18 protein-coding genes are annotated in these 22714 nt (G+C 61.5%); 9 read left to right on the top strand and 9 right to left on the bottom strand.

Annotation, left to right across the window (positions count from 1 at the left end; all coding sequences use genetic code 11):
• Positions 1-10: 10 nt before the first annotated feature.
• From QM806_RS34445 to QM806_RS34415, 7 genes are all read right to left on the bottom strand, one after another.
• Entirely contained in the window at positions 11-1180 is a 1170-nt protein-coding gene (locus tag QM806_RS34445) for an acyl-CoA dehydrogenase family protein (protein WP_120660811.1), read from the bottom strand.
• A gap of 432 nt (positions 1181-1612) precedes the next feature.
• The gene (locus tag QM806_RS34440) at positions 1613-2098 is read right to left on the bottom strand and encodes a MaoC/PaaZ C-terminal domain-containing protein (RefSeq protein ID WP_166680601.1); all 486 of its coding nucleotides are present in this window, start codon (positions 2096-2098) and stop codon (positions 1613-1615) included.
• 29 nt (positions 2099-2127) lie between these two features.
• Positions 2128-2883, bottom strand: a complete 756-nt coding sequence (locus tag QM806_RS34435; protein ID WP_259465789.1) for an enoyl-CoA hydratase/isomerase family protein — start codon at positions 2881-2883, stop codon at positions 2128-2130.
• 97 nt (positions 2884-2980) lie between these two features.
• Complete coding sequence (locus tag QM806_RS34430; protein ID WP_120660814.1) at positions 2981-3808, bottom strand: alpha/beta fold hydrolase; 828 nt, start codon at positions 3806-3808, stop codon at positions 2981-2983.
• A gap of 298 nt (positions 3809-4106) precedes the next feature.
• Positions 4107-4592, bottom strand: coding sequence for a YybH family protein (locus tag QM806_RS34425; protein ID WP_120660815.1), 486 nt, complete (start codon positions 4590-4592; stop codon positions 4107-4109).
• Between the two features lie 51 nt (positions 4593-4643).
• The gene (locus QM806_RS34420; protein WP_133984294.1) at positions 4644-5462 is read right to left on the bottom strand and encodes a hypothetical protein; all 819 of its coding nucleotides are present in this window, start codon (positions 5460-5462) and stop codon (positions 4644-4646) included.
• 582 nt (positions 5463-6044) lie between these two features.
• A complete protein-coding gene (locus tag QM806_RS34415; protein ID WP_120660817.1) occupies positions 6045-7208 on the bottom strand; it encodes an acyl-CoA dehydrogenase family protein in 1164 nt (387 codons plus the stop codon).
• Between the two features lie 426 nt (positions 7209-7634).
• On the opposite strand from QM806_RS34415, the gene QM806_RS34410 reads away from it, so the two are divergent.
• From QM806_RS34410 to QM806_RS34370, 9 genes are all read left to right on the top strand, one after another.
• Positions 7635-8792 (top strand): acyl-CoA dehydrogenase family protein, encoded by a 1158-nt coding sequence (locus tag QM806_RS34410; RefSeq protein WP_133986719.1) that lies wholly within the window; start codon positions 7635-7637, stop codon positions 8790-8792.
• 11 nt (positions 8793-8803) lie between these two features.
• Positions 8804-9337 carry an FAS1-like dehydratase domain-containing protein gene (locus QM806_RS34405; protein WP_133984292.1) on the top strand — a complete coding sequence of 178 codons (534 nt, stop codon included), beginning with the start codon at positions 8804-8806 and terminating at the stop codon, positions 9335-9337.
• Positions 9330-9761, top strand: a complete 432-nt coding sequence (locus QM806_RS34400) for a MaoC/PaaZ C-terminal domain-containing protein (protein WP_166680599.1) — start codon at positions 9330-9332, stop codon at positions 9759-9761. Before QM806_RS34405 ends, QM806_RS34400 begins: the two co-directional genes overlap by 8 nt.
• A 53-nt stretch (positions 9762-9814) precedes the next feature.
• Complete coding sequence (locus tag QM806_RS34395; protein ID WP_120660820.1) at positions 9815-11548, top strand: AMP-dependent synthetase/ligase; 1734 nt, start codon at positions 9815-9817, stop codon at positions 11546-11548.
• A 65-nt stretch (positions 11549-11613) separates the two neighbouring features.
• The gene (locus tag QM806_RS34390) at positions 11614-12678 is read left to right on the top strand and encodes an LLM class flavin-dependent oxidoreductase (RefSeq protein ID WP_120660821.1); all 1065 of its coding nucleotides are present in this window, start codon (positions 11614-11616) and stop codon (positions 12676-12678) included.
• A 133-nt stretch (positions 12679-12811) separates the two neighbouring features.
• On the top strand, positions 12812-14764 hold the full coding sequence (locus tag QM806_RS34385) for a flavin-containing monooxygenase (protein ID WP_166680598.1): 1953 nt from the start codon (positions 12812-12814) through the stop codon (positions 14762-14764).
• Positions 14761-15933 (top strand): acyl-CoA dehydrogenase family protein, encoded by a 1173-nt coding sequence (locus tag QM806_RS34380; protein ID WP_120660822.1) that lies wholly within the window; start codon positions 14761-14763, stop codon positions 15931-15933. The genes QM806_RS34385 and QM806_RS34380 overlap by 4 nt, the downstream gene beginning before the upstream one ends.
• Before the next feature lie 744 nt (positions 15934-16677).
• Positions 16678-18174 (top strand): carotenoid oxygenase family protein, encoded by a 1497-nt coding sequence (locus QM806_RS34375; protein ID WP_133984290.1) that lies wholly within the window; start codon positions 16678-16680, stop codon positions 18172-18174.
• 1599 nt (positions 18175-19773) lie between these two features.
• The gene (locus tag QM806_RS34370) at positions 19774-20337 is read left to right on the top strand and encodes a TetR/AcrR family transcriptional regulator (protein ID WP_283294339.1); all 564 of its coding nucleotides are present in this window, start codon (positions 19774-19776) and stop codon (positions 20335-20337) included.
• A 225-nt stretch (positions 20338-20562) separates the two neighbouring features.
• Here QM806_RS34370 and QM806_RS34365 read toward each other — a convergent pair whose 3' ends face one another.
• Positions 20563-21258, bottom strand: coding sequence for a nitroreductase (locus QM806_RS34365; RefSeq protein WP_120660825.1), 696 nt, complete (start codon positions 21256-21258; stop codon positions 20563-20565).
• A gap of 169 nt (positions 21259-21427) precedes the next feature.
• Positions 21428-22549 carry an acyl-CoA dehydrogenase family protein gene (locus tag QM806_RS34360; protein ID WP_133984286.1) on the bottom strand — a complete coding sequence of 374 codons (1122 nt, stop codon included), beginning with the start codon at positions 22547-22549 and terminating at the stop codon, positions 21428-21430.
• Between the last annotated feature and the right edge of the window lie 165 nt (positions 22550-22714).

Genomic DNA, 22714 nt, shown 5'->3' with positions numbered 1-22714 from the left:
ACGGTAAGAATCATGCACGCTGATCGAAGCGGCGCCCAAGATACTCCGAAGCGATCCGCATACGCTGAATATTGGTCGTGCCCCCGGCCAGTGCCCACCCATGGGCGTCACGGTGAAGTCGCTCGACGTCATACTCTGCGGAGTAGCCGTATCCGCCATGCAACTGAATTGCGAGGTCGGAAACTTTCTTCGCCATCTCATTCGCGAAGCACTTGGCGACCGATGCCTCCAATGGAGCGGGAAAGCCGCATCCGGCGTTCGTGGCCGCACGATGGATCAGCAAACGCGCCGCCTCAACCTCGATCACCATGTCGGCGAATGAGCCTTGCACCATCTGGAATTCGGCGATGTCCTTGCCGAACTGCTGACGCTCCTGCACGTAGGCTGCTGTCCGATCGAGGCAGGCCTGTCCAATCGCCAACGAATGCGTGGCGTTACCCAGGCGCTCAATCGAGAACGCGGTGAAAAGCTTATTGAAGCCGCCTTTTTCGATGATCAAGTTCTCCACGGGCACTCGTACGCCGTCGAAGAACATATCGGCCGAGCCGACGCCGCGATGCCCCATCAACTCCTCTTGGGGGCCGAACGTGAGACCGGGAGTGTCTTTGTCGACGATCACGGCGCCCACCCCCTTGCCGCCGGCTTCGGGCCCGAGCCGCACGTACACGAGGTACTGCTCCGCATGTCCGGCACCCGAACACCAGCGTTTCGCACCATCGATGACGATCTCGTCGCCGTCTACGACTGCGCGGGTCGTGACATCGGTAGCGGCGGATCCCGCACCTGGCTCCGAAATCGATACCGCAATGGTGACATCACCCGCCGCCACAGGTGGCAACAGTCGCGCCTTCTGCTCCTCTGTTCCGAACATGTGGATGACCCGTGCCGGCCCGGCAGACGCCTCGAAGGTCGGCCACGCCGCCAGCGGAGAAGCCTTGGCCAGTTCTTCAAGCACGACCAGCGCGTCCATCAGGGGGCGCCCGCCCCCGCCGTACTCCTCGGGCAGTGTGATGCCGAGTAGGCCCAGATCACCTAGATAGCGCCGCTCGTCGTTGGGGAAGAAGGCGCGTTCACGATCCCACCGTCGCGCGTGCGGTGCGTAGCGCTCGGTGGCGAGCTTACGCACCATCGCGCGGAGGTCTTGTTGTTCGTCCGTGAGAAGAGCAGCGGCAGTGTCCATGCCTGAGATGTTATCAATCGTTCTCCCCTATGTCGATGCATGAACGGCCACTTTGTCGAGCAAAAAACGATCTGAAATGCAACTATTGGCCAACACGAAGTCAGCAATCCGCGCAGAAGTATACGGTCGTTGACGTAATAGCTGTAGTTCGGTCTGTCTGCACGCAACCATCGTCGGTGTACTGGGTACGGATCGGAGACCGAGACGTGCAGCGGCGCCGTTGAACGTCAGGAGAAAAAAGTTCGGGGACAGCGAGATCGGTCCAGTGGGGCGCTCTCGGGCTCGGCGTTGGTACCTCGCACGTGTCTCCAAGAGACACGGAAGCACTGCGCGATAAAAGGAACCCAACCAAGAACTGATCCAGCTCCGCTCGGGCGCATTGCCGGGTAGGTCTGAAATCGTCCAGCATTACTGCTGCGTAGAGACCACACGCTAGCCCTCTGCGCTTGGCCCTGTCCTGCTCTGGATGAGAAGCTCTCCGAGCATTTCGAATACCAGGGTTCCGTGTTGATTGACCATGGTTCCTCGCAGGGTGACGGCAGCGTCACCGCGTCGGCGGCGTGGCGAGTTTTCAACGAACTCGACTGAAGCGGTCAAGATATCGCCACCGCGCGTGGGAGCACGGAGCCACAGCTCGCGAGTTCCTCGCCCCGCCACGACCGCAGTCCGGCCGAGCAGTGCTTCGACGTGGAGGCGTTGAAAGATGCCGAGCACATGTACACCGCTAGCGACCAACCCGCCGAAGGAGCTCCGTTGTGCGGTCTCAGAATGGGTGTGGATCGGGAGCGGATCCCATTGGCGGGCGAACTCGACGATCTCGGCTTCGGTTACGTTGTAGGAGCCCAGTGCGAACACTGCTCCCGGCGGGAAGTCCTCTGCGTACATCGACGGGGCGACGAAAGTCTCGGATTCGCTCATCGCCTCTGCAGGTCTTGGTTGATGGGCGGTCATCCGCGCCGAAATTCCGGGGTTCGTTTCTCCGCGAAGGCCTGTTTGGCTTCGCTGTAGTCCGGGCCACGCTGCGCTAATCCCTGCGCAGTGGATTCGGCATCGAGCTGCTCGTCCAAGGTTCGCGCTGCGCCCTCGCGTAGTAGGCGTGCGATGGCACCAGTCGTCGAGGAAAGCGCGGCCAGATGCCGAGCGAGCTCCACAGATTGAGCAAGTGCGTCACCTTGGGGCGCAACTTGGTTGACCAAGCCCCAGGCGAGGCCCTCGGCGCTAGTCACTGACCGCCCGGACAATGCCATGTCGGACGCTCTTGCACTCCCGATCGCCCGCGGGAGCAACCATGTCGCCCCGGCATCGGGGACAAGGCCCACCTTCACGAACGCCATCTGGAATGTCGTGGTCGCCGACGCCACGCGAAGATCACACGCAAGACACAGCGAAAGGCCGGCGCCGGCGGCGATTCCATTGATCGCGGCGATAGACGGTTTGCGGAGATCCATGAGCGCACGAATGAGTGGATTGTAGAACTCACGCAGGGCTTCCTCCGCGTCGCTGGGGCCGGCACGCAGGTCGGCGCCAGCGGAGAACGCACGACCGGCGCCGGTGAGCACGATAGCCCGGACCGATGTGTCGGAGTCGAGTCGTTGCACGGTCTCACGCAACTCGCGGACAAGGTCCAGGCTCAGCGCGTTCAACCGCTCCGGACGATTCAACGTGAGGATCGCGACCGTCTCGTCGACATCATCGCGCTCCACAAGCAACGATCTACGATGACCTTCCACCGTTCGGGCCGCACTCGTAGCACTCTCAACCATCTGACCTCCAAAATGTCTGTGAACGATCGCTTGCGTACTAATCGCTGCGATTGGCCGGTGCAGCTCCCCGCACCGCACTGAGCAGAGCGTCATCGAACGCGTCAGGCGCTTCGATCATCGGGTAGTGCCCACATCCGGGCAGTACCACTTGTCCGAGTTGAGGGAGTCGTTCCGCGAGCCACGCCGCGCCGCGCCGCGAAAAGACCGGATCCTTTTCCCCGATGATCTGGACGGTCTTGACCGTCATGCCATCAACCTCCGCGACCAGATCGGCGTTCAATAGCGTTGCGAGTGTGGCTGCACCTGCCCAGGAGGGAGTGTCGAGCGTCTGCCCGAGCAGGTACTCGACGGTAGCGTCGGCGGGCACGTCCGCGAATGCGCCGCGGATGAGTGACCGTCGCGCTGCGAGCCGATCGGCGAGCTCGGCAACACGGAGACTTGGCAGGTGCGCCGAGGCCGGATAGCCGAATTCATAGCCGGTTTGCCGGGAGGTGGCGACACCGTTCGAGCCGACAAGGACTAACCTGGAGAGGAGTTGGGGAGCCTCGACCGCGACCTTGAAAGCAGTGACACCGCCGAGTGACCAGCCCACCAGAGCGGCATCGGTGAGGCCGAGTTTCGTGATTACAGTGATCACATCGCGGGAAAGTCGCTCAAGCGTGTAGTCACCGTACGGACGGTCGGAGCGTCCATGGCCGCGGAGGTCGATCGCGACAGTGGCATATCCGGCTTCGGCGAGAACGCGAATCTGACGGTCCCAGATGCGGTGGTCGAACGCCCAGCCGTGTAGAAGGACTACTGGCGGTCCGGTCCCTACCGTCTGAGCGTGGATGCGGACACCCGGTTCGACCTCGATATCAGGCATGGCACTGAGAGTACATCAAAAGTGAGCGATCGTTCACAACTTGCGGCCCGATTCTAATAACAGAGGGACATGCGCACGATGGGCAAGGGATCGACCGCGTCGATCGGCTCCTGAGCGATCGCACGGTTTATCACTGTCGACTCTCGGCGGGTGGGTGGACTGGCTAGCATTTCGAGTGCTGACCAGTTTGTGGCGCCTGCGCCGGATGTAGGAGGGTATTGCTGTGTACCGGCCCTGGTGTGATCGGCCGGTACACAGCAAGGTGTCTCACCGAAGGTCTGCTTTGGTGAGGGAGTCGTCACTCCGTCTGAGCGGATGCCGACAGATTCTGTGCCAGCTCGGGGTCCTGGCTGAACAGCGCATCGGCTTGTTCGGGGCTCATTGTGACTGAGTTGTGCTCGTGGACGACCTTCCAGACTCCGTCGACACGCCGCCAGATGTTGGTTTGCCTGCAGATGACGTCGACATCGACGCCGTTCTTCAGTCTTGTCTTGATCCGCACGAGGCTCCACGCCGTGCCGAGATCGCCGGACGCCAGGGCGCTATCCCCCTGGTAGGTCAGCTCCATCGTTTCGGCACCGTTGATGAAGTTGCCGATAGTCTCGGTTACCGCCTGGTAGCCGGTGTACTCGTCCGGCGGTCCGGGATCGAAAACGCTTACTGTAGAGGTGTTTTCGTACATATCCATTACCCGGTCGACGTCACGGGCGGCGTAGGCGCGGGCCTTCTCGTTGAGGCGCTCGCGAATCTCGCGGGCGGACTTGATGTCGTCGTCGGTTGTCATGGTGATGCCTTTCGTTTCGCTTAGGAGGGGAAATGGGTTTGCGGGTCGGTACTACGCGCGCACGGGGCCGTCCGTGCGGTCGGCAGCATCGGTTGCAGATGGAGCCGGGGTCGCGGTCGATGGACTGGCGACGAGACGGGCGAGGAGGTAGACCCAGGCGATAGCCAGCCCGCAGGTCACCAGCGATAGTGGAATGGTGGCCGCGCTGGTCCACTCGCTGCCGATGGCGGTGTAGACCGGGATGCCAGCGCTGTGGTGCAGTCCGCCGCAGACCAAGAGACCGGCCGGAATGAACACTACGGATTGCCAGTCCGCCGTCAGCACGTATTTGCGAACGACTGCGAAGATCATCGCTACACCGATGATTACCATGGCGTTGACGAAGAACCACCAGATGGGGATCCCGAAGAACTTGAGCGGCTGGTTTTCGCCGTAGTAGCGGTACCAATCCATCACATGGACGGGTATCGGTTCGAACGCCGCAGCAAACATCACGAGTCCGAAGTACATCTTCATCAGCCACTTAACGGTGACGCCCTCTTCGATCTTCTTCATGAGCCACGGCACGGTGATGCCGAAGTAGGTCACGTAAAGCAGTACCAGGTAGACCGGCATCTTCAGGTCGTAGATCTCGAAGGCCGTGTGCTGACCGATCTCCGGGTAGCTGACGTGAGTGACGATGTTCTGCATCGGCTCCCACAGAGTCATGACAGCCCCGGAGATCCAAACCATCAGGGGCCAGATCTTCCCCTCCTTGCGGGCCAGCCATGCGCAGTACACCAGTGCCAGCAGCGCGCCAAGCCCGAACACAACTTCCGCTGCCAACTGTGATCCCGGACTGAGCCCGTAGATCGGACGATCAAACGTCATCGACCTGCTCCTCTCTCTTAAAAGTACCGAGACTGTCATCACAGTCCTATGCAGATGAGACTGCCATCACAGTAGATGACGATCTCTGTAATGTAAACGATCGTTGAATAGAACTGCGGTGAGGTGGAGATTCAGTATTGTCACGCCGGAAACAGTCGTTAATAGCAGAAAGCGCCCACTTCGCCGGTGAGGGGCGTATGCCGCTGCCGCAAACGGGATCTTGAGCCGCGTCCGTCCTCGCCGCTGGGAGATCGTCCCGGAGGGCACGGAAGGCACTTCGGATCAGCAGTCGATGTGCGGCGCCAACGTGATCGAAAGATCTCGGTCCGCGCCTACCTAACGCGGCGGGCGCCGCGTGCGCGTGCGTACTCAACCGGTCCTGAAGGTGACACCGTCCTTGCTGGAGTCGCGCCGATACAAACAGCTAGCCCCGTCGCCGTCGCCGTCGCCGATCGCGGAATCGCGCCCCGCGGGAGGGCAGGTTTCGGACCCCTTTGCCGCCCCGCACGGCAAATTTTCAAGATACGTGCACCATGGACAGGGTCGGCACGAGGCGACATGGAATACGTTTATCGCGCAGGCCTAGGTTTGCGGGAATTTGCGGTGGGGGAACAGCCCTGCCGCCACCCCGTTGCGCATTACTGCGGGAGCACCGCCAGCGACGACGTTGGTGACGCAGTCGCGATGGATACGCTGGATGGGGAAATCGGTGGTGACCCCGTATCCGCCGTGCAGCTCGAGTGCTTTCAGACTGATTTGTGGCCCAATCGTGGCTCCGAAGAGCTTGGCTTGGGTAACCTCTGCGAGCCTGGGGAATCGTCCGTCGGTTGCGTCGGCGGCCGCTCGGTAGGCGAGCAGGCGGAGCGCCTCGATCTGCACCCACATGTCCGCGAGAGTGTGGTAGACGGCCTGGAACTCCACGACCGGACGGCCGAAGGCCTCGCGTTGCTGAACGTAGGTAGAGGCCTCATCGTAGGCGGCTTGGCTGAAACCAAGCCAGAATCCGCAATTGTGCAGGCGTTCGAGGTTGAAGGCTGTCATGAGCCGCGCGAACTGACCCGGCCCTACGATGAGGTTTTCCGCCGGCACGCGCACGTCCTCGAGGATCAGGTTTCCGTGGGCGATGCCGCGGTCGCCGATGAAGGTGGGTCCGCGCTGAACCGTGACGCCGTCCATGGCGGTATCGACGACGACGGCACCGATGCCTTTGGCTCCCGGGATGTCGTCGAAGCGCACGAAGGTGGCGTTGAGATCGTTGACATTGGAACCGGTGACGTAGCTCTTGGTCCCATTGAGGACGAAGTAGTGTCCGTCGCGAACGGCCGTGGTCGTGAGGTGCGTCAGCGCTGAGCCGGCATCAGGCTCGGTCAGTGCGATGTTGCATGCTCGCCGGCCCGCGACGATGTCGTGGAGGTACTTCTCCTTCACGGCCGCATCACCAAGGAGAAGCATCGAGGGGCCGGGGCCGCTGGTGCAGAAGACCGGCTCGGAAGGAAGCCAGGACTGAGCGTTGCGAAACAGGGCCTCGACCACGACGAGGTACTCGATCGCACCTCCGCCTTGGCCGCCGTACTCGGTTGGCATCGCAATACCCAATAGGTCCGCAGCCCGGATGCGCTCGAAGATATCGTTGTAGGGGGCATTGTCGGACTCGTCCCACTCCCGCGCCTCTCCTCGGAACGATGCGCCGACCGCTTCGGCGCGGTTCTGCAGGTCGAGTTGGTCGCGGTTGAGTTGGAAGTCCATTACTTCTCCTGATCTGGCGGCGCCTGGTGCGCCGACGTTCGTTGTGGGGTTATCCGATGGTCAGCGGTGCGCGACTCGCTGATCTGAGCACGCACCACGGTGCATTGCAACGACCGTTTACATGGCCACCCTCAAGAGTGTTAGCCACATCTTCTCGTTGATCAATAGGTCTATCCAGCTAGGAAGGCCAAGGCGAGCGGCCCTGCAGGTCGTGAGTCACATGGCGATTGGTACTGGAAACGGTCGTTTACTAATGTTACGCTCATCTCATTCGCACTTCGACCGGGCAGGACAGCCAATGTCGACCGGTCCAAGAGGGACTCAGACCACTCGAAACCAGAAGCGGTCCGGGACTGAGATCCCGCAATCGAGGAGGAACATGTGAGCGTCACAGCCGATCAGAATCTCGACGACCTCGGACCGATCATCCGCCTGCAGCCGTCCTTCGACGAGCGGTTGTTGCGCGAGTCCGTCGCACGCCTCGCCGGCGAGTTCGGCGCCGAGTACTTCATGGAAAAGACTCGTGCCCGCGAACCCGTAACGGAGCTGTGGAAGAAGCTGGGTGACAACGGATATCTCGGCGCGTTCCTGCCGACCGAGTACGGCGGAGGCGGCCAGGGAATCTGGTCCCTGGCGATCGTCTCGGAAGAACTCGCGGCCGCGGGCTGCCCGATGTTTCCCCTCATCTACTCGGCAGCGATCGTCTCGAACGTCCTCGCACGCCACGGTTCTCAGGAGCAGAAGGACACGTGGCTGCCCAAGCTCGCAGCGGGTGAAGCCAAGATCGCTTTCGCGATCACCGAACCCGACGCCGGCTCCAACTCGCACAATCTGAGCACGGTCGCTCGACGCACCGGCGACAAGTACGTGATCAACGGCCGCAAGACGTTCATCTCCGGTGTCGACAGTGCCGACGCCATCTTGGTGGTGGCTCGCACCGGCACTGACGAGAAGACGGGCAAGGGCTTGCTGTCCCTGTTCCTCGTCGACCCTGACGCTCCTGGACTCGAGCACACATACGTGCCCACTGCTGTCAACGCACCCGAGGGTCAGTGGATGCTGTTCTTCGATGGGGTCGAGGTCGATGCGGACCAATTGATCGGCACACAGGACAAGGGCCTGCGGATCGTGTTCGAGGGTCTCAATCCCGAGCGGATTCTCGGTGCGACCTTGTCCACCGGTCTCGCACGCTATGCCCTGAACAAGGCGGTGTCCTATGTCAAGGATCGCCAAGTCTGGGGAGTCCCGATCGCCACACATCAAGCTGTCGCCCACCCCCTCGCCAAGGCGAAGATCGAACTCGACCTGGCAGGACTGATGATGCGCAAGGCTGCTGCCCTTTACGATGCCGGCTCACCCGAGGCCGGTGAGGCCGCCAACATGGCCAAGTACGCCGCGGGTGAAGCGGGTATCCACTGCGTGGATGCCGCGATCCAGGTCCACGGAGGCAACGGTGTGGCGCTCGAGTACGGACTGACAGACGTGTGGTGGCTCGCTCGCTTCACGAAGATCGGCCCGGTCTCCGCCGAGATGGTCCTCAACTACGTATCTGAGCACACGCTCGGACTCCCGAAGTCATACTGAGGTCGATCGGTATGGCTCAGTCACTCGTGATGGGATCCTACGACCAGGCCCGCGCGCTGGTCGGCCGAATGACTGCGGTCTCGGTGTCCTCGGGGCCGGTCAACGAGGCGATGATCAAGTACTTCGCCTCGGCCGCCGAGGACTCCAACCCCAGTTACTGGGACGAGGAGTTCGCCGACGCGCAGTGGGGGAGCATCATCAGTCCACCCTCGATGCTCGTGCATTGGGTGGTGCCCCCACCTTGGTCGCCTGGCGAACCTTCGGGCGGTCATCTGGCACCGCAAATCCTGATGACCCAGGTTCCGCTACCCGGTGACACGATCATCAATGTCTCCGTCGACTACACCTATCACCGGCCGGTGCGAATCGGCGATCGGCTGAAAATGGTCGAGGAGCTTGTCGATGTGTCCGCGGAGAAGACGACACAGCTCGGTACCGGGCACTTCGTGACCACCTCGGCCACGTACTACACCCAGGATGACGACATCGTCGCGACGCAGACGAATGTCCTCTTCCGGTTCAGCGTGGGAGATCGCAATGCCTGAGACACCGCGGGATCTGACATGGACGGATGTCAACAAGGGCGACATCGTTCCTCGCGTGTCGCTCGACATCACGGTTCGGCGGCTCATTGTCAACGCCGGAGCCGGCTGGGATGTGTTTCCCGGCCACTACGACCGTGACTACGCCCGGGCGCACGGCCACGAGGACATATTCGCCAATACAAGCCTGTTCCTCAGCTTCGCAGACCGGGTCGTCACCGATTGGGCGGGCCCGCGGACCCGAATCGCCCGTCGCGCACTCCGGATGAGCGGTTCGGTCTATCCAGGCGACACGTTGCACGCCGAGGGCATCGTGACGGGCCGCCGCCAGGACGGCGGCGTATACCTCGTTGATCTCGAGATCAACCTCGGGACTGATCGCGGACCCTGCGCGCAGGCAGTAGCGACCGTCGAGCTCACCCACTGATCCGTGATCGGCAACTACACCCCATTGCACGAGGACCCGAAAGGAAACTGCAGATGACGACGCATACGGGCGCCGCCCCCATCTCCTCCAGCTCGCCGGTGGAAACCGGCAGACTCGAGGAGATCGGTGATCTCGACCTTCTTGCGCAGCCGTCGGTTTGTGCTGTCTTCCAGGACACCGCCGCACGCTTCCCCGACTGGATCGCGGTGCGAACCCTCGACGGAGGCACCTCGCTGACGTGGGCCGCCTATGCGGAACAGGTCGAGGCCATCGCCCGAGGCTTGGCCGCGATGGGAATCGGCCGTGGTGACACCGTTGCCTATCTGCTCGGTAACCGACCCGAGTTCTTTCCCGCCGATCTGGCAGCTCTTCATCTCGGCGCGGCAACCCTCTCGGTGTACCAAACCTTGCCGGCCAAGGACATTGCATGGGCCATGCAGGACTCCGAGGCTGCGGTGTTGTTCACCGAAATGAGTTACGTCTCGCTCGCGCTCGCGGCGCGTGAGGAATGCCCTGATCTGCAGATCATTCTCATCGATGGCGAGCATCCGGGAACGCTGTCGCTTCGCAAGGTGATAGCCGCGGGATCGGCGGATTTCGACTTCGAGGGTAGGTGGCGGTCACTGACCCAAGATGACCTCGCGCTGCTGATCTACACCTCCGGCACCACCAGTACCCCCAAATGCGTCGAATTGACCCACCGGGGTCTCCTGGGCAACGCCTACGGGTTGCACGAGGCCATTGGCACCCTGCGCGGCGCCCGCGTCGTGTCGTGCTTCCCGTATGCACACCTGGCCGAGCGGATGCTCAGCCACTACCGCGCGATTCCCGGGGCATTCGAGGTGGTGTGCGCACCGAGCCCACGGGAAATCGTGGAGACGGTGCAGGCCGTGCATCCGCATTACTTCTTCTCACCGCCGCGGCTGTTCGACAAACTCCGCGGCGTGGCCAAGACGATGCTGGCCGACGGCACCACAGCGGCCGACATTCTGGAGCGCTTCGGATTCGATCAGGTTCGGGTGGCCATTGCCGGCGGTGCTCCGATACCTCCTGCACTGGTGCAGTTTTGGATCGACCTCGGATTGCCCCTCGTCGAGGGTTGGGGGCAGACCGAAGGTGGAGCGCTCGGCGCTCTCGGCCGACCCAGCGATTCCAAAGTTGGCACGTGCGGCAAGGCGCTACCGGGCGTGGAACTTCGGCTGACCGAGGAAGGAGAAATCCTGATGCGGAGCCCGTTCACGATGCGCGGCTACCGAAACCAACCCGAGAAAACTGCCGAGGTCATCGATGCGGAAGGGTGGATCCATACCGGCGACATCGGCCGCATCGACGATGAGGGCAACGTCACAATCGTCGACCGCATGAAAGAGATCATCATCAGCGCGGGCGGCAAGAACATGTCTCCCTCGCGCATCGAATCGAAGCTCACCCAGGCACATCCACTGATCGGTTCCGCCTGCGTGGTGGGCAACAACCGGCCGTACAACGTCGCCGTCATCGCCCCCGATCCGGACATTCGGAGCCAGCTGAGCCAGAGCAATAACTCCGACTTGGATATCTCCGCGATCATCGCTGCGGCAGTGGCCAGGGCAAATAACGAGCTCGCCCGCGTCGAGCAGATCAAACGATTCGTCGTCGTCGACACACCGTGGGTACCCGGGAGTGACGAAGTTACCCCAACGCTCAAGCTCCGCCGACGGGTTATCGAGTCGAAGTACGCGACCGACATCGAACTGCTCTACGCGGGCGGCGGTCTCGTGCCGGCAGATCTGCGGCAGACCAGCTGATAGCAACCTTTGACGCCGGGCGCAGTTGATGCGAACCCGATGTCACCTATACCAGGAGATCAAATATGCACATCGGAGTTACACTGCCCAGCCGAACAGGACCGATCGCGTCGGTCGGAGAGAAGGCGCGCCGCGCCGAGGAGGCCGGGTTCCACTCAGTCTTCGGATACGAGGTCTACCGCAATCCTTTTAACCTGATGACAGCTGCCGCATTGGCGACCGAACGGGTGACCTTGGGCACCGGTCTCGCTGCGGCCTTCAGTCGCAGCCCCTTCGAAGCCGCCAATGCCGCCGCCGACATCGACGACATATCAGGTGGCCGAATGTTTTTCGGAATCGGAACCGGTGTCCCCGAATTTCTCCGCGCCTTTCACTCCACCGACGCGAAGCACCCACTCGGGCGCCTGTCCGAGTACATCGACGTCCTGAGATTGTCCTGGGAATACCTCGCAACAGGAAAGTCCGAATCGCTCGACGGTCAGCACTACCAATTTGTCGCACCGCCCATCAATCCGTGGGGCGAACGCGAGCTACCCCGGACATCGATTCCGATTGCACTGGCCGCCATGGGACCGAAACTGGTCGAGCTCTGCGGACAGAAGGCCGACGCCTGGATCGGCTACTTCGCCACCACCAAGTACGTGAACGAGTTCGTGCGCCCGCACCTCGAAGCCGGGGCGAAGAAGGCAGGCCGCGACCCTTCCGAAGTCCAGATCTGCGCTGAAGCGGTATGCAGCGTGTCCCCCGACCGGGAGCTGGCAATGAGCCGAGCCCGCAAACAGGTCGGCTTCTATGCCACCCACCCCGCCGGGGCACAGGTGGCCGCTATGCACGGTCTGGAGGACGCAGTCACGGAGTTGCGCCGCAACTTCGCCCGAGAAGGCATCGCAGCCTTCGAACGCACCGATGACCGACTCGTCGAGACACTCAGCATCACCGGCACCCCAGAGGAAGCACGTCAGAAGCTCGCCCAATACGAGGGCGTCATCGACCACCTCGTACTGCACACCCCGTACGTTCCGCCGATCGAGGCAGAGGAGAGCGAGGACGCGTTCGCGAACATCCTCGACACGTTCGGAGGTATCGCCCGGGCGGCCGAAGAGACCAGTGCCGTCGGCGCCCGCGCCTGATAACCCTATCCAGGAAGTGAAACAATCGTGACTGTCGACGATGAGTTGAAGAGTATGCCGAAGCCTGCAACGGTGAAAGAGCCCTGCGCCCAGTCCACCAGGTCGGGATCTGGCAACGACACCGGGAGGTGCCATGTCGTCAGCCGTTGAATCCACAGCCGCCGCGGGATCGGCGTTCGCCGATGAACTCCGTCAAGCACTCGCGGTTGCCAACTTACCGACACTGCTATTGGTGCTGCATCAACTGACCGGCGACCAGCGGTGGCTGGAGGCGCCGTATCGACCGACACCGGCGCGTGGATTGAGCGATCACGACGACGCCGGACTTCCCCCCGCGGTCCAGGACGAGATCCGGGACGCGGCCTTCAAGGTGATCTCCGCGTGGAAAACGGAAGAACTCCCGCCGACGGCACCCGCTACGCCCGAGAAGTTGGTCGAACTGCTGGGAATATCGCTCGCCGAGGAGGTCCCCGTCTCGTATGCGGACCTACTCGCCGAGGAGATGGGTACCGTCAGCCGCCAGGTCGAGATCGCCGGCGCCACCGACAAAACCGACTTTCGGGTGCTCATCGTCGGTGCGGGTATGGCCGGGTTGAATCTCGCGATCATGCTCAAGGCCGCGGGTGTCCCTTTCGCCATCCTCGAGAAGAACTACGAGGTCGGAGGAACGTGGCTGGAGAATCGGTATCCCGGCTGCGGTGTCGACACACCGAGCCACCTGTACTCGTTCTCATTCGCGAAGAGTTCACAGTGGAGCACCTACTTCGGGAAACGGGACGAGGTGCACGCCTACTTCGTCGATCTGGCGCGCGAGCACAACCTCTACGACAACATCGAGTTCGGCACCGAGGTAGTTCAGGCGGCATGGGACGGCGAGGACAAGCGGTGGCGCATCCACGTCCGCCGTAGCGGCGGCTCCGAGGAGGTTCTCGACGCCCCGGTCTTCGTCAGCGCAGTCGGGCACTTCAACCGCCCGAGCATTCCAGATATCCCCGGGCTGGCGAGCTTCCCGGGGCGCGCGGTCCACACCGCGCAGTGGAGCAACGACCTGGATGTCACCGGCAAGCGTGTCGCCGTGATCGGCTCCGGAGCGAGTGCCATGCAGATCGTCCCGGCCCTCGCCGGAGTGGCAAGTAACGTGCTGGTGTATCAGCGTTCTCGTCAATGGGCAGTTCCACATCCGAACCACGGACGCGCCGTCACATCCGAGGTGCAGTGGCTGCTCGAAAATGTGCCGTACTACGCGGGGTTCTATCGACTCCGCCAATTCTGGCGCTTTGGGGACCGCCTCCATCCGGCACTGCAGATCGACGAGTCCTACCCGGATCCCGCGTTCGCCGTCAACGAGGTCAACGCCGCACACCGGCGCTTCCTCACGAAGTACATCGAGTCTGAACTCGACGGACGCCCCGACCTGATCGCCGCGTCGGTCCCGGAGTACCCTGCCTACGGAAAGCGACCACTCATCGACCACGGGTGGTACCGCACCCTGCGCCGGGACGATGTCGAACTCCTCGACGGCGGACTCCGTGAGATACGAGGTTCCACACTGGTCGGTCACGATGGGCAAGAACGCGACGTCGACATGATCGTGTTTGCTACCGGTTTTCAAACGTTGCGGATCCTCGGCCCGATGGAAGTCGTCGGCCGGGACGGCGAACGACTTCGTGACGTGTGGGGCGAGGACGACGCCCGCGCCTACCTGGGCATGTCGGTTCCGCACTTCCCCAACTTCTTCATGCTGTTCGGGCCGAACACCAGCACCGGGCACGGGGGCAGCGCATTCCTGACCACGGAAATGCAGGTCCGCTACCTGATGCAACTGATCAAGGCGATGCTCGAGCAGCACTACGTCGTTGTCGAGGTCCGCCCAGATGTGCATCAGGACTACAACGAACAGGTCGACGACGCACTCGCCAAGACCGTGTGGACACACCCCAGTGTGACGAATTACTACCGCAACCGCAGCGGCCGGATCGTCGGCACCAGCCCCTGGGAGTACGTCGCGTACTGGCGGCGCACTCGAGAGGTGGACCTGAATGACTACCACCTCGAACCTGCCACCACTGAAAACGAGGAAACATGACCGCGACAACACAGGGGTTCGTGTTCACCGACGAGCAGCGCGCATTCCGGGACGCTATCCGGGACTTCTGCGAACACGAGGCCGGCACCCGGGAACAGCGTGATGCATTGACGGACGGGGGCGCGGACACCCACAACCAGGAGATCTACGAAAAGGTCGCACGGCTCGGATGGACGGGCGTGGCTATTCCCGAAGAATATGGCGGGTCGGGTGGCACGCTCGTGGACGAGTGCATCTTCCACGAAGAGACCCGAAAAGGGCTGCTTCCGATCTACGCTGCTGGTTCGACAGGCACCGTGGCCGGCTGTTATCTGCGGTACGGCACGGAGGAACAGAAGCGGGACGTGCTGGGCGCCATCTCGGAAGGCCACGTCATGTCGATCTCGATTTCCGAACCCGAGGCAGGCTCGGATGTCGGTGGCATCTCTTGTTCCGCGAAGCAGCACGACGGCGGATTCGTGGTCAACGGAATGAAGACGTGGTGCTCCAATGCCCACATCGCCGACCGCATCCTCTTGGTGGCCCGCACCAGCTATGAGGATTCGCCACACAGCGGGCTGACGATGTTCGAGATTCCCGCCGACAGTGAAGGGCTTGAAATTCGCCCTATCAGCACGATGGGTGGCAAGGAGGTCAACGATCTCTACTTCACTAACGTGTTCGTGCCCGAAGAGAATGTTGTCGGTACCGTCGGAAAGGCATGGCCGCAGGTCATGGCGGGACTCAACGGCGAGCGGTTGATCGGCGCCGCCTATGCCCTGGGCATCGCCGAACGCGCCCTCGATGATCTGGTGGCTTACGTCAAGGAGCGGAAGCAGTTCGGTCGTTCGATCGGAACCTTCCAGGCACTCAGCCATCGCATCGCGGACTTGGCTATTGAGGTCGAGTGCTCACGACTGATCACCTACGACGCCGCAGCACGTGTCGAGGTGGGCCGCGGAACCGGTCCTGAGCTCACCCGCCTGACATCAATGGCCAAAATCAAGACATCCGAGACCGCGAAGAAGGTGGCTCTCGAAGGGATGCAGATGATGGGCGGCTACGGCTACGCCACAGAATATGACATGGAGGGCCACGTACGGCGGGCACTGGTGACTCCCATCTGGGCGGGCACAAACGAGATCCAACGTGAGATCATTACCGGCACCATGGGGCTCCGCGCACGATGACCGACTGAGATAACCATCCGTAAGAAACGGAGAAGGCCACTGCAGGTGACGCCTGTGCCGACCCGTTCGGCGCAGGCGAGCCGTCAGCCATGCGCGCTCAAATCACCCTGCCGGGTGGACCGAACGTGGGGATCCCAGATCCTGCGTGCAGCCCACTTTGCTGCATGCACCCGTTACCTCAGGTACGACTGGTCGAGTGAAACGCAACCGGTCGGTATCGAGTGTAGGTCTGCGGGTTTGTACTCGCTGATCGGGACCGCGAGATCGGAAATCTGCTGTCGGTAAAAGCGGCTCGGTCGTGGCCGATCGCCAGACATGTCCCGCGCAAGCGCGTATCAGAGGCGCACTGGTGACGAGCGACCAGGCAGACTGCATTGCAGGTCCCATCCACGGGGTGACGTTCCCGTTAGTTGACGTCCTACAGATGAGCGATCTGGTGTCCGACCGACCCCATACGTAAACGTTCGTTCTCGCGCCTGGTACGAAGTTCGACTTCTGAGCACCATCTCTGGACCTGCGGCAGGTGTGGGTCGCTTCGTCCATCCCAATAGCACCGCAAACATGGTGCATCGACGGTAGCGGTGCTTACTTTTCGTGTCGGCTGATGGCGATGCCGCGCAGGTGACGACAGGAGCGAGAACGACCGTTTACGTTTTGCGATGAGTCGTACTACAGTGGAGAGCAACAACAGGAGGCCCGACGGGTCATCCGCCTACAATTTCGATTACGAGGAGACCAGACGCCATGGGTTACCCCCTGCCGCAGGAGGCTAGGCTCACGGGGCCGTTCCAGCCGATGCGCTTCGAAGCCACCGTTGACGAGTGCATCGTCACTCACGGCGAAATCCCGAAGGACTTGGCTGGTGGCTTCTACCGCACCGGCCCGACGTGGAAGCGGCCCACCCGGCAGGGCACTAACGGGCTCTTGGGGATGGACGGTATGGTCCAGGGTCTCGTCCTCGAGAACGGGCGAGCCGACTTCCGGAATCGTTGGGTTCGGACTCCGAAGTACCAACTCGAAGAGCAGCATGGACGCGGGATGTTCGAGTGGACCGACGGCGACTGGCACGACTGGCGCACGTATGGCTATGGGGACGTCAAACGAGACCAGTACACCTGCGGAGTTCCCCAAGGGACCAATAACGTCAACATCTTTCCTTTTGCCGGCGAGATGGTCGCGTCGGGTGAGCAGGGCGGTCCACCGATCGCACTTGATCCCATCACGCTCGAAACCAAGGGCATCGTCAATTGGTCCCCGAAGTTGTCACCCGGAATTCATGCTCCGACAGCATTCGGTGACAACTCTTTCACTGCACACCCGAAGTGGGACCATGAGACGGGTGTTCTCTACGGGTGGGCTTACCGCGACACGGCGCCTTATGTGACCGTGCACGTGGTACATCCGGACGGTGCAGTCGAGTCTCGTGAACTGTGGGACGCGCCGTACAATACTGTCGCACATGATATCTGGCTCACTCCGGAGTGGATGGTGATGCCGTTCCAGCCGATGTTGATCGACAAGAAGCGCATCACCGAGCGCGAACTCTCCGTTTTCGGGTGGGACCCCGAACTCCCCATTGTGATCGCGCTGATCCCCCGCCACGACCCCGCGGCACCAGTCCGGTACATCACCACGGACATTGAACCGCAGTACATCATGCACACCCTGTCGGCTAATGTGAGCGGAAATATTCTCACTCTGGACGGACCTATTTTCAACCGACCTCCATTCCCGTTCGAGCAAGACTTCGCCGCGGGTGACGACGTCGCACTGTTCTTCTCGATCGCTAAAAGCGCGTTGGGCCGTTGGACCATCGACCTGAACACCGGGCAGGCGAAATCCGAACAGTTGTCGGACCGTCCCTCGGAGCTGCCGAAAGTCGACGAGCGCTTTTACGGGAAGGGTTACCGCTGGGGATACCAGGTCGGCGGCGTCGTCAAAAAGGGTGGCATGAAGATGAACAGCCTGGTCGTCACCGATATGCAGACGTTGTCGGATCAGGAATTTCAGATCCGATCAGATGAACCCGCAGCCGTTCTGGAAGGAACCTTCGCCCCACGACACAAGGACTCACCGGAGGGAGACGGGTACATTATCGTTCCGGTCTCGTGGTGGGCGGAAAAGCGGGGCGAGTTCCAAATCTTCGACACACACGACATCACGCAGGGGCCGATCTGCAAGATCGAGTTGCCATTCATGATGGGGTGGACGCCGCACGGACACTGGATGGACTTCCGCTAGACACTCCAGGTCGCCGCCGACGCCGAAGTCGCGGCGTCCGACGATCGCGAGAACTGCCGCTGGTCACGATCAACCACGCTAGGACCGTTCACCAATTCTTCACGTCAGCACTTTGGCTCCCGTTCTCACCCTCAGGGAACGGGAGCCGATTCGGTGCCCGGGCTGGTCACGTCCAGGTCGGTGGGCCAGGAACGTCGGGTCACCCACCCGCGGGGCTCAGAGCCCACGCGAATCTCGCGTTCCCACTGACGCCACTCTGAAGAGTCCTGGATCTACCGAGACTCCCGTGGCCCGGAGGATGAGAGTCAGGGCAGGTGGCCGGGGTTCGTGAGCGTGTGACATGGACGGCGGTCGATGTGCGTCGAGAATCAAACGAGTCGTCGAGCATCCCAGTGTTCATTCAGAGGCCGAAATTTACGACGGTGTGGGGCGCCCGAGCTCGCCCAGCGAGGACGCGCGCCGAATCGCCGAACTCCAGCGGGAGAATCGTAAGTTGCGGAATACGTCCGTGTTCTGCGGAAAGTCAATGACCTACTGCGGACCGCGAATGCGTTTCGCGGCGGCAGAGGTCGGCCGTCGACGCGTTGATCATCGACTACATCGATGAGCGCAAGTAGTGGCCACATCGCCCGTCCAACTATCACGCGGCTAACAGCACGGACACGCCTCCGCTGCCGACCTGCACGATGCCTAAACGGCGAACGCCCTGGTCGACCTGCATCGGACCCTGCGGCGTCTACGGCATCCGCAAACTCTGGCATGCAACCCAAGGGCGGGACACGACGTCAGACGCCACAAAATCCGACGATTGATGCGCGTGGCCGGCATCGTCCGCGGCCCGAACCGAACCATCCTGATCGGACGCGAATGGTCGGCACCGTCGCGCCCTGACCGGTGGTATGTAGCCAACTTCACCTGGTCATTGTCGGGATTCTGACACCACATTCTACTGCGACGTCTTCTCCCGCCGGATCGTCGGCTAGCGAGTGACACCAGCAAACACCCCACTGGGCACATCGGTGCTCGACCGAGCTCTGTCACCCGACGTAATAGCGGAGGACGTTGTACAGCACCATATTTGGTACAACACCTCGCGGAAAGTCAACATCGCTGGCCTATCTGCAGGGCTGCAGGAAGCTGGCATCGTCGGATCCATCGGGAGCTCGGCGACGCCCTCGACAGGACTCATGGAATCGGCGATCGGCTTGTGCAAGACCGAGCTCATCGGCCCGCTACCCAATGCTGAAAGGGTGGGACGAACTCGAACACGAATCGGCTACGTGGTGCACTAGTGCAACGGCAGCCGGCTACATTTCCGCACTCGATTACCTGACACCGATCGAATATGTAGATCGGGACTTTCAACAGACCATCTCGAGTGAGGTGGCGTAAACCGGAGGCTCGACCGAATCCAGCGCTCACACTTGAAACGAGTGGTGGGTCGGCCTGCGTGCCCGCCGCCTAGGATCGTGGGTGCCTGCCTCGAGCACACTCCGACGACCCGCTTGGTGTACGGACGCTCCGTGGACTGGTCAACTGCCTCATCATAAATGTGAACGGTCGTGTATGTAAGTGTTCGGAAGGTTGTAGACTTAGTGCATGGCTCGCGATCAGCAGATACTCGATGCCGCCGAAGAGCTGTTTTTTCAGCGCAGCTTCGATGGTGTCGGAGTCGACGAAATCGGCAGAGCGGCTGGAGTGAGTGGGTCGGCAATTTATCGACACTTCGATAGCAAAGACGAGATCCTAGCCGTCCTTTTCGATCAGGCCATCGACGGCTTGCTGACGCTGATCCCGATCCCGAGCGAGGACCCACGGTTGGAACTGTCCGGCTTGGTGAGTGCGCACCTGGAGTTCGCGAACTCACGCCACCGACTCGCAGCCATCTGGGCGAGGGAGCAACGGTCCCTGGCAGAGCCGTACCGGCGTTCCTACCAGCGCCGTCAGCACGGATACGTACAGTTGTGGGTCGAGTGTGTATCGCGCTGCTACCCGAACCGTAGCGACGCCGACGTCATTACCGCAGTTCGCGGCGTTCATGCGCTGCTCATGTCGGAGGCAGTGCGACCCGTCGGGGGACGACGATCGCACCGGGCGACGACTGTACTGACCGAGATCGCGCTCGCGGGGCTTGCGACTCTCGACGTCACGCCCGCCGCCTGACTTTCCCGGTCGCTTTCGCTTGTTTTAGATCCTGCAGATCGCGTACGCACGCCTCGGCGCGGTGCCTGCGCGAGTGGACGGTGGTGAACACCCGTCCGAGATAGCAGCTTCGAGTGCATACGAGACAAATGCTCGCTGATCAACCGGATGTCAGATGTAGCAAAACGCTGGACGGGAGCGTGAGAGTCCAACCCGTCCGGCGTCGTTGACCGCTTATGTTTCAGCCTATCGGTCGACCCAATCGAAGGTTTCGGTGAGGTCTGCCCGCGTAGTCCGGAAGCCGTTGGCGGCATGCTCGAGATCCGGATAACCGAACGATATTCCACATACCACGAGCCGATCAGTGGGAAGTGCGAAGTGTTCACGAATGAACGAGGAGTGTGCCGCAAGTGCGGCCTGAGGGATCGCACCTAGGCCAAGGCTCTGCGCTGCGAGGAGGAACGTTTGAACGTAGAGTCCGCAGTCGATGGCGCCGTAAGCACCCAAATCCGCGGTTGTCGTCACTATTGCTGTGTGTGGAGCGCCGAATAACTGGAAGTTCCGTGCTGCTTGCTTTGCTGAGGCCTCTCGATCGCCCCTGGCTACTCCGACGCTGTCATACAGCTGCACGCCGCATTCACGACGCCGTTTCTGATATACGCCTGCGTACCGGGCGGGGAACGCAAAGTCTGGAGTCATTTCTTCCGCTGCAGCCTGCGCCGACAGCGCTTTCCGGAAACGTTCGGTCCCGGCACCGTCAGTAACCAACACGTGCCAGGGCTGAGTATTGCACCACGACGGGGAAAGTCGCGCAAGATCTAAGATCTGTTCGACTACAGGTCGTGGGACAGGACGATCCAGGAATCCTCGGCAACTCCGGCGCTCTTGCAACAATCGAGTGAGAACAGCAGAATCCGTCGTTTCGAGCGTGGTCATATTCATCGTCTTTCTCGGGATGTCGGGACGTCATCGGCATCGGTCTGCATCTCTGGCGCAAGCCACCGCCGAGGTCTAAAGACCGCCGGAAGGCAACACCAAGCCTAGCAGCGAAACCTGTCTTCCATAAACGATCGTTTCCTGTATGGGTGTCGGGACCTGCTCGGCGTGTGGTCTACAGAGCCAACGTTTGACTGATAATGACCTTCATGATTTCGCTCGACCCACCATAGATCCGGCTGACTCGGCCATCGAGATACGCACGGCCTATGTTGCATTCGCGGGTGTATCCCGCTGTGCCCAGTTGCTGCAAGCACCGATCGACTACACGGCCTTGTAGTTCAGTGCAGTACAGTTTCGTGGTCGCAGCATCCGCGGGAGACAATGTGCCATTCTCAAGCTCTGCGAGTGCGCGGTCAGCGAGGGCTTGTCCGGACGCAATCTCGGCCACGCAGGCGGCCAGTTCGAACTTCGTATGTTGGCTGGGTGAGGTGCCGGCGAGCAGTTCAACAGTATGGTCGAGCGCCGCCGAGGCTGCTGCCTGTGAATTGACAGCGATCGAGAGTCGTTCTTGTGCAAGATTCGACATGAGGTATTCGAATCCCCTGTTCTCCTCACCCAGGCGGTCCTCGACGGGCACTCGAACGTTGGTGAACGATAGCTCGGCTAGATCTTGGGCTTTCAATCCGAGTTTGTCCAGGCTTCGTCCTCGTTCGAATCCCTCCAATGTGGTGTCGACGACGATCAGGCTTATTCCGTGTCGCCCGGCAGAGGGGTCGGTCTTCACGGCAAGGATGACAAGGTCCGCACTGGCGCCGTTAGATATGAAAGTTTTTGCGCCATTGATGACGTAGTGATCCCCTACTCGCTCCGCGCGGGTCGACATCGATTTCAGGTCCGAGCCCGATCCGGGTTCCGACAGGCCGAGTGCCGCCACGTACTCCCCGTTCGTGAGCTTGGGTAGCCACCACTGCTTCTGCTGCTCGTCTGCGTAATGCAGGAAATACGACATGCAGATGTCGGTCTGTACCCTCAATCCGCCAACCGCGAAGAATTGACGCTGGATCTCTTCGGTGACTACGACACTGTGAGTGAAAGTCGTATCGGGGGTTCCGCCGTGCTCGGGAGGTACTCCGATCCCAAGGATGCCGAGTTCGCCAGCCGCGCGCCAGAAGCGACGACTCGGCCGGCCGTTTTTCTCCCATAGGTCGTATTCGGGTGCAATATGCTCATCGACGAATCGCCTGACCACAGTGCGAAACGAATCGTGTTTTTTGCTGAAGATTTCGCGGCGCATGCGCCCTCCTGATTGATCGGGTCATCGCGACGAGGTAAACGGGTTATCGCGGTGGCGGCCTCGAGGCCGGAGAGCGTCAGGCGAAGGTCATTGTCTGTGGCGCCGCGTCCGAGCCCTAGTAGTACTTTGTTAGCTCGGCGTGTCGGCTCGAGTTTTCGTGGCCTT

It is taken from the genome of Rhodococcus sp. IEGM 1351 (genome assembly GCF_030056875.1).
Taxonomy (GTDB): domain Bacteria; phylum Actinomycetota; class Actinomycetes; order Mycobacteriales; family Mycobacteriaceae; genus Rhodococcus_F; species Rhodococcus_F opacus.
The sequence above is the reverse complement of the archived record's forward strand: the minus strand, read 5'-3'. Positions and strand labels throughout refer to the sequence as shown.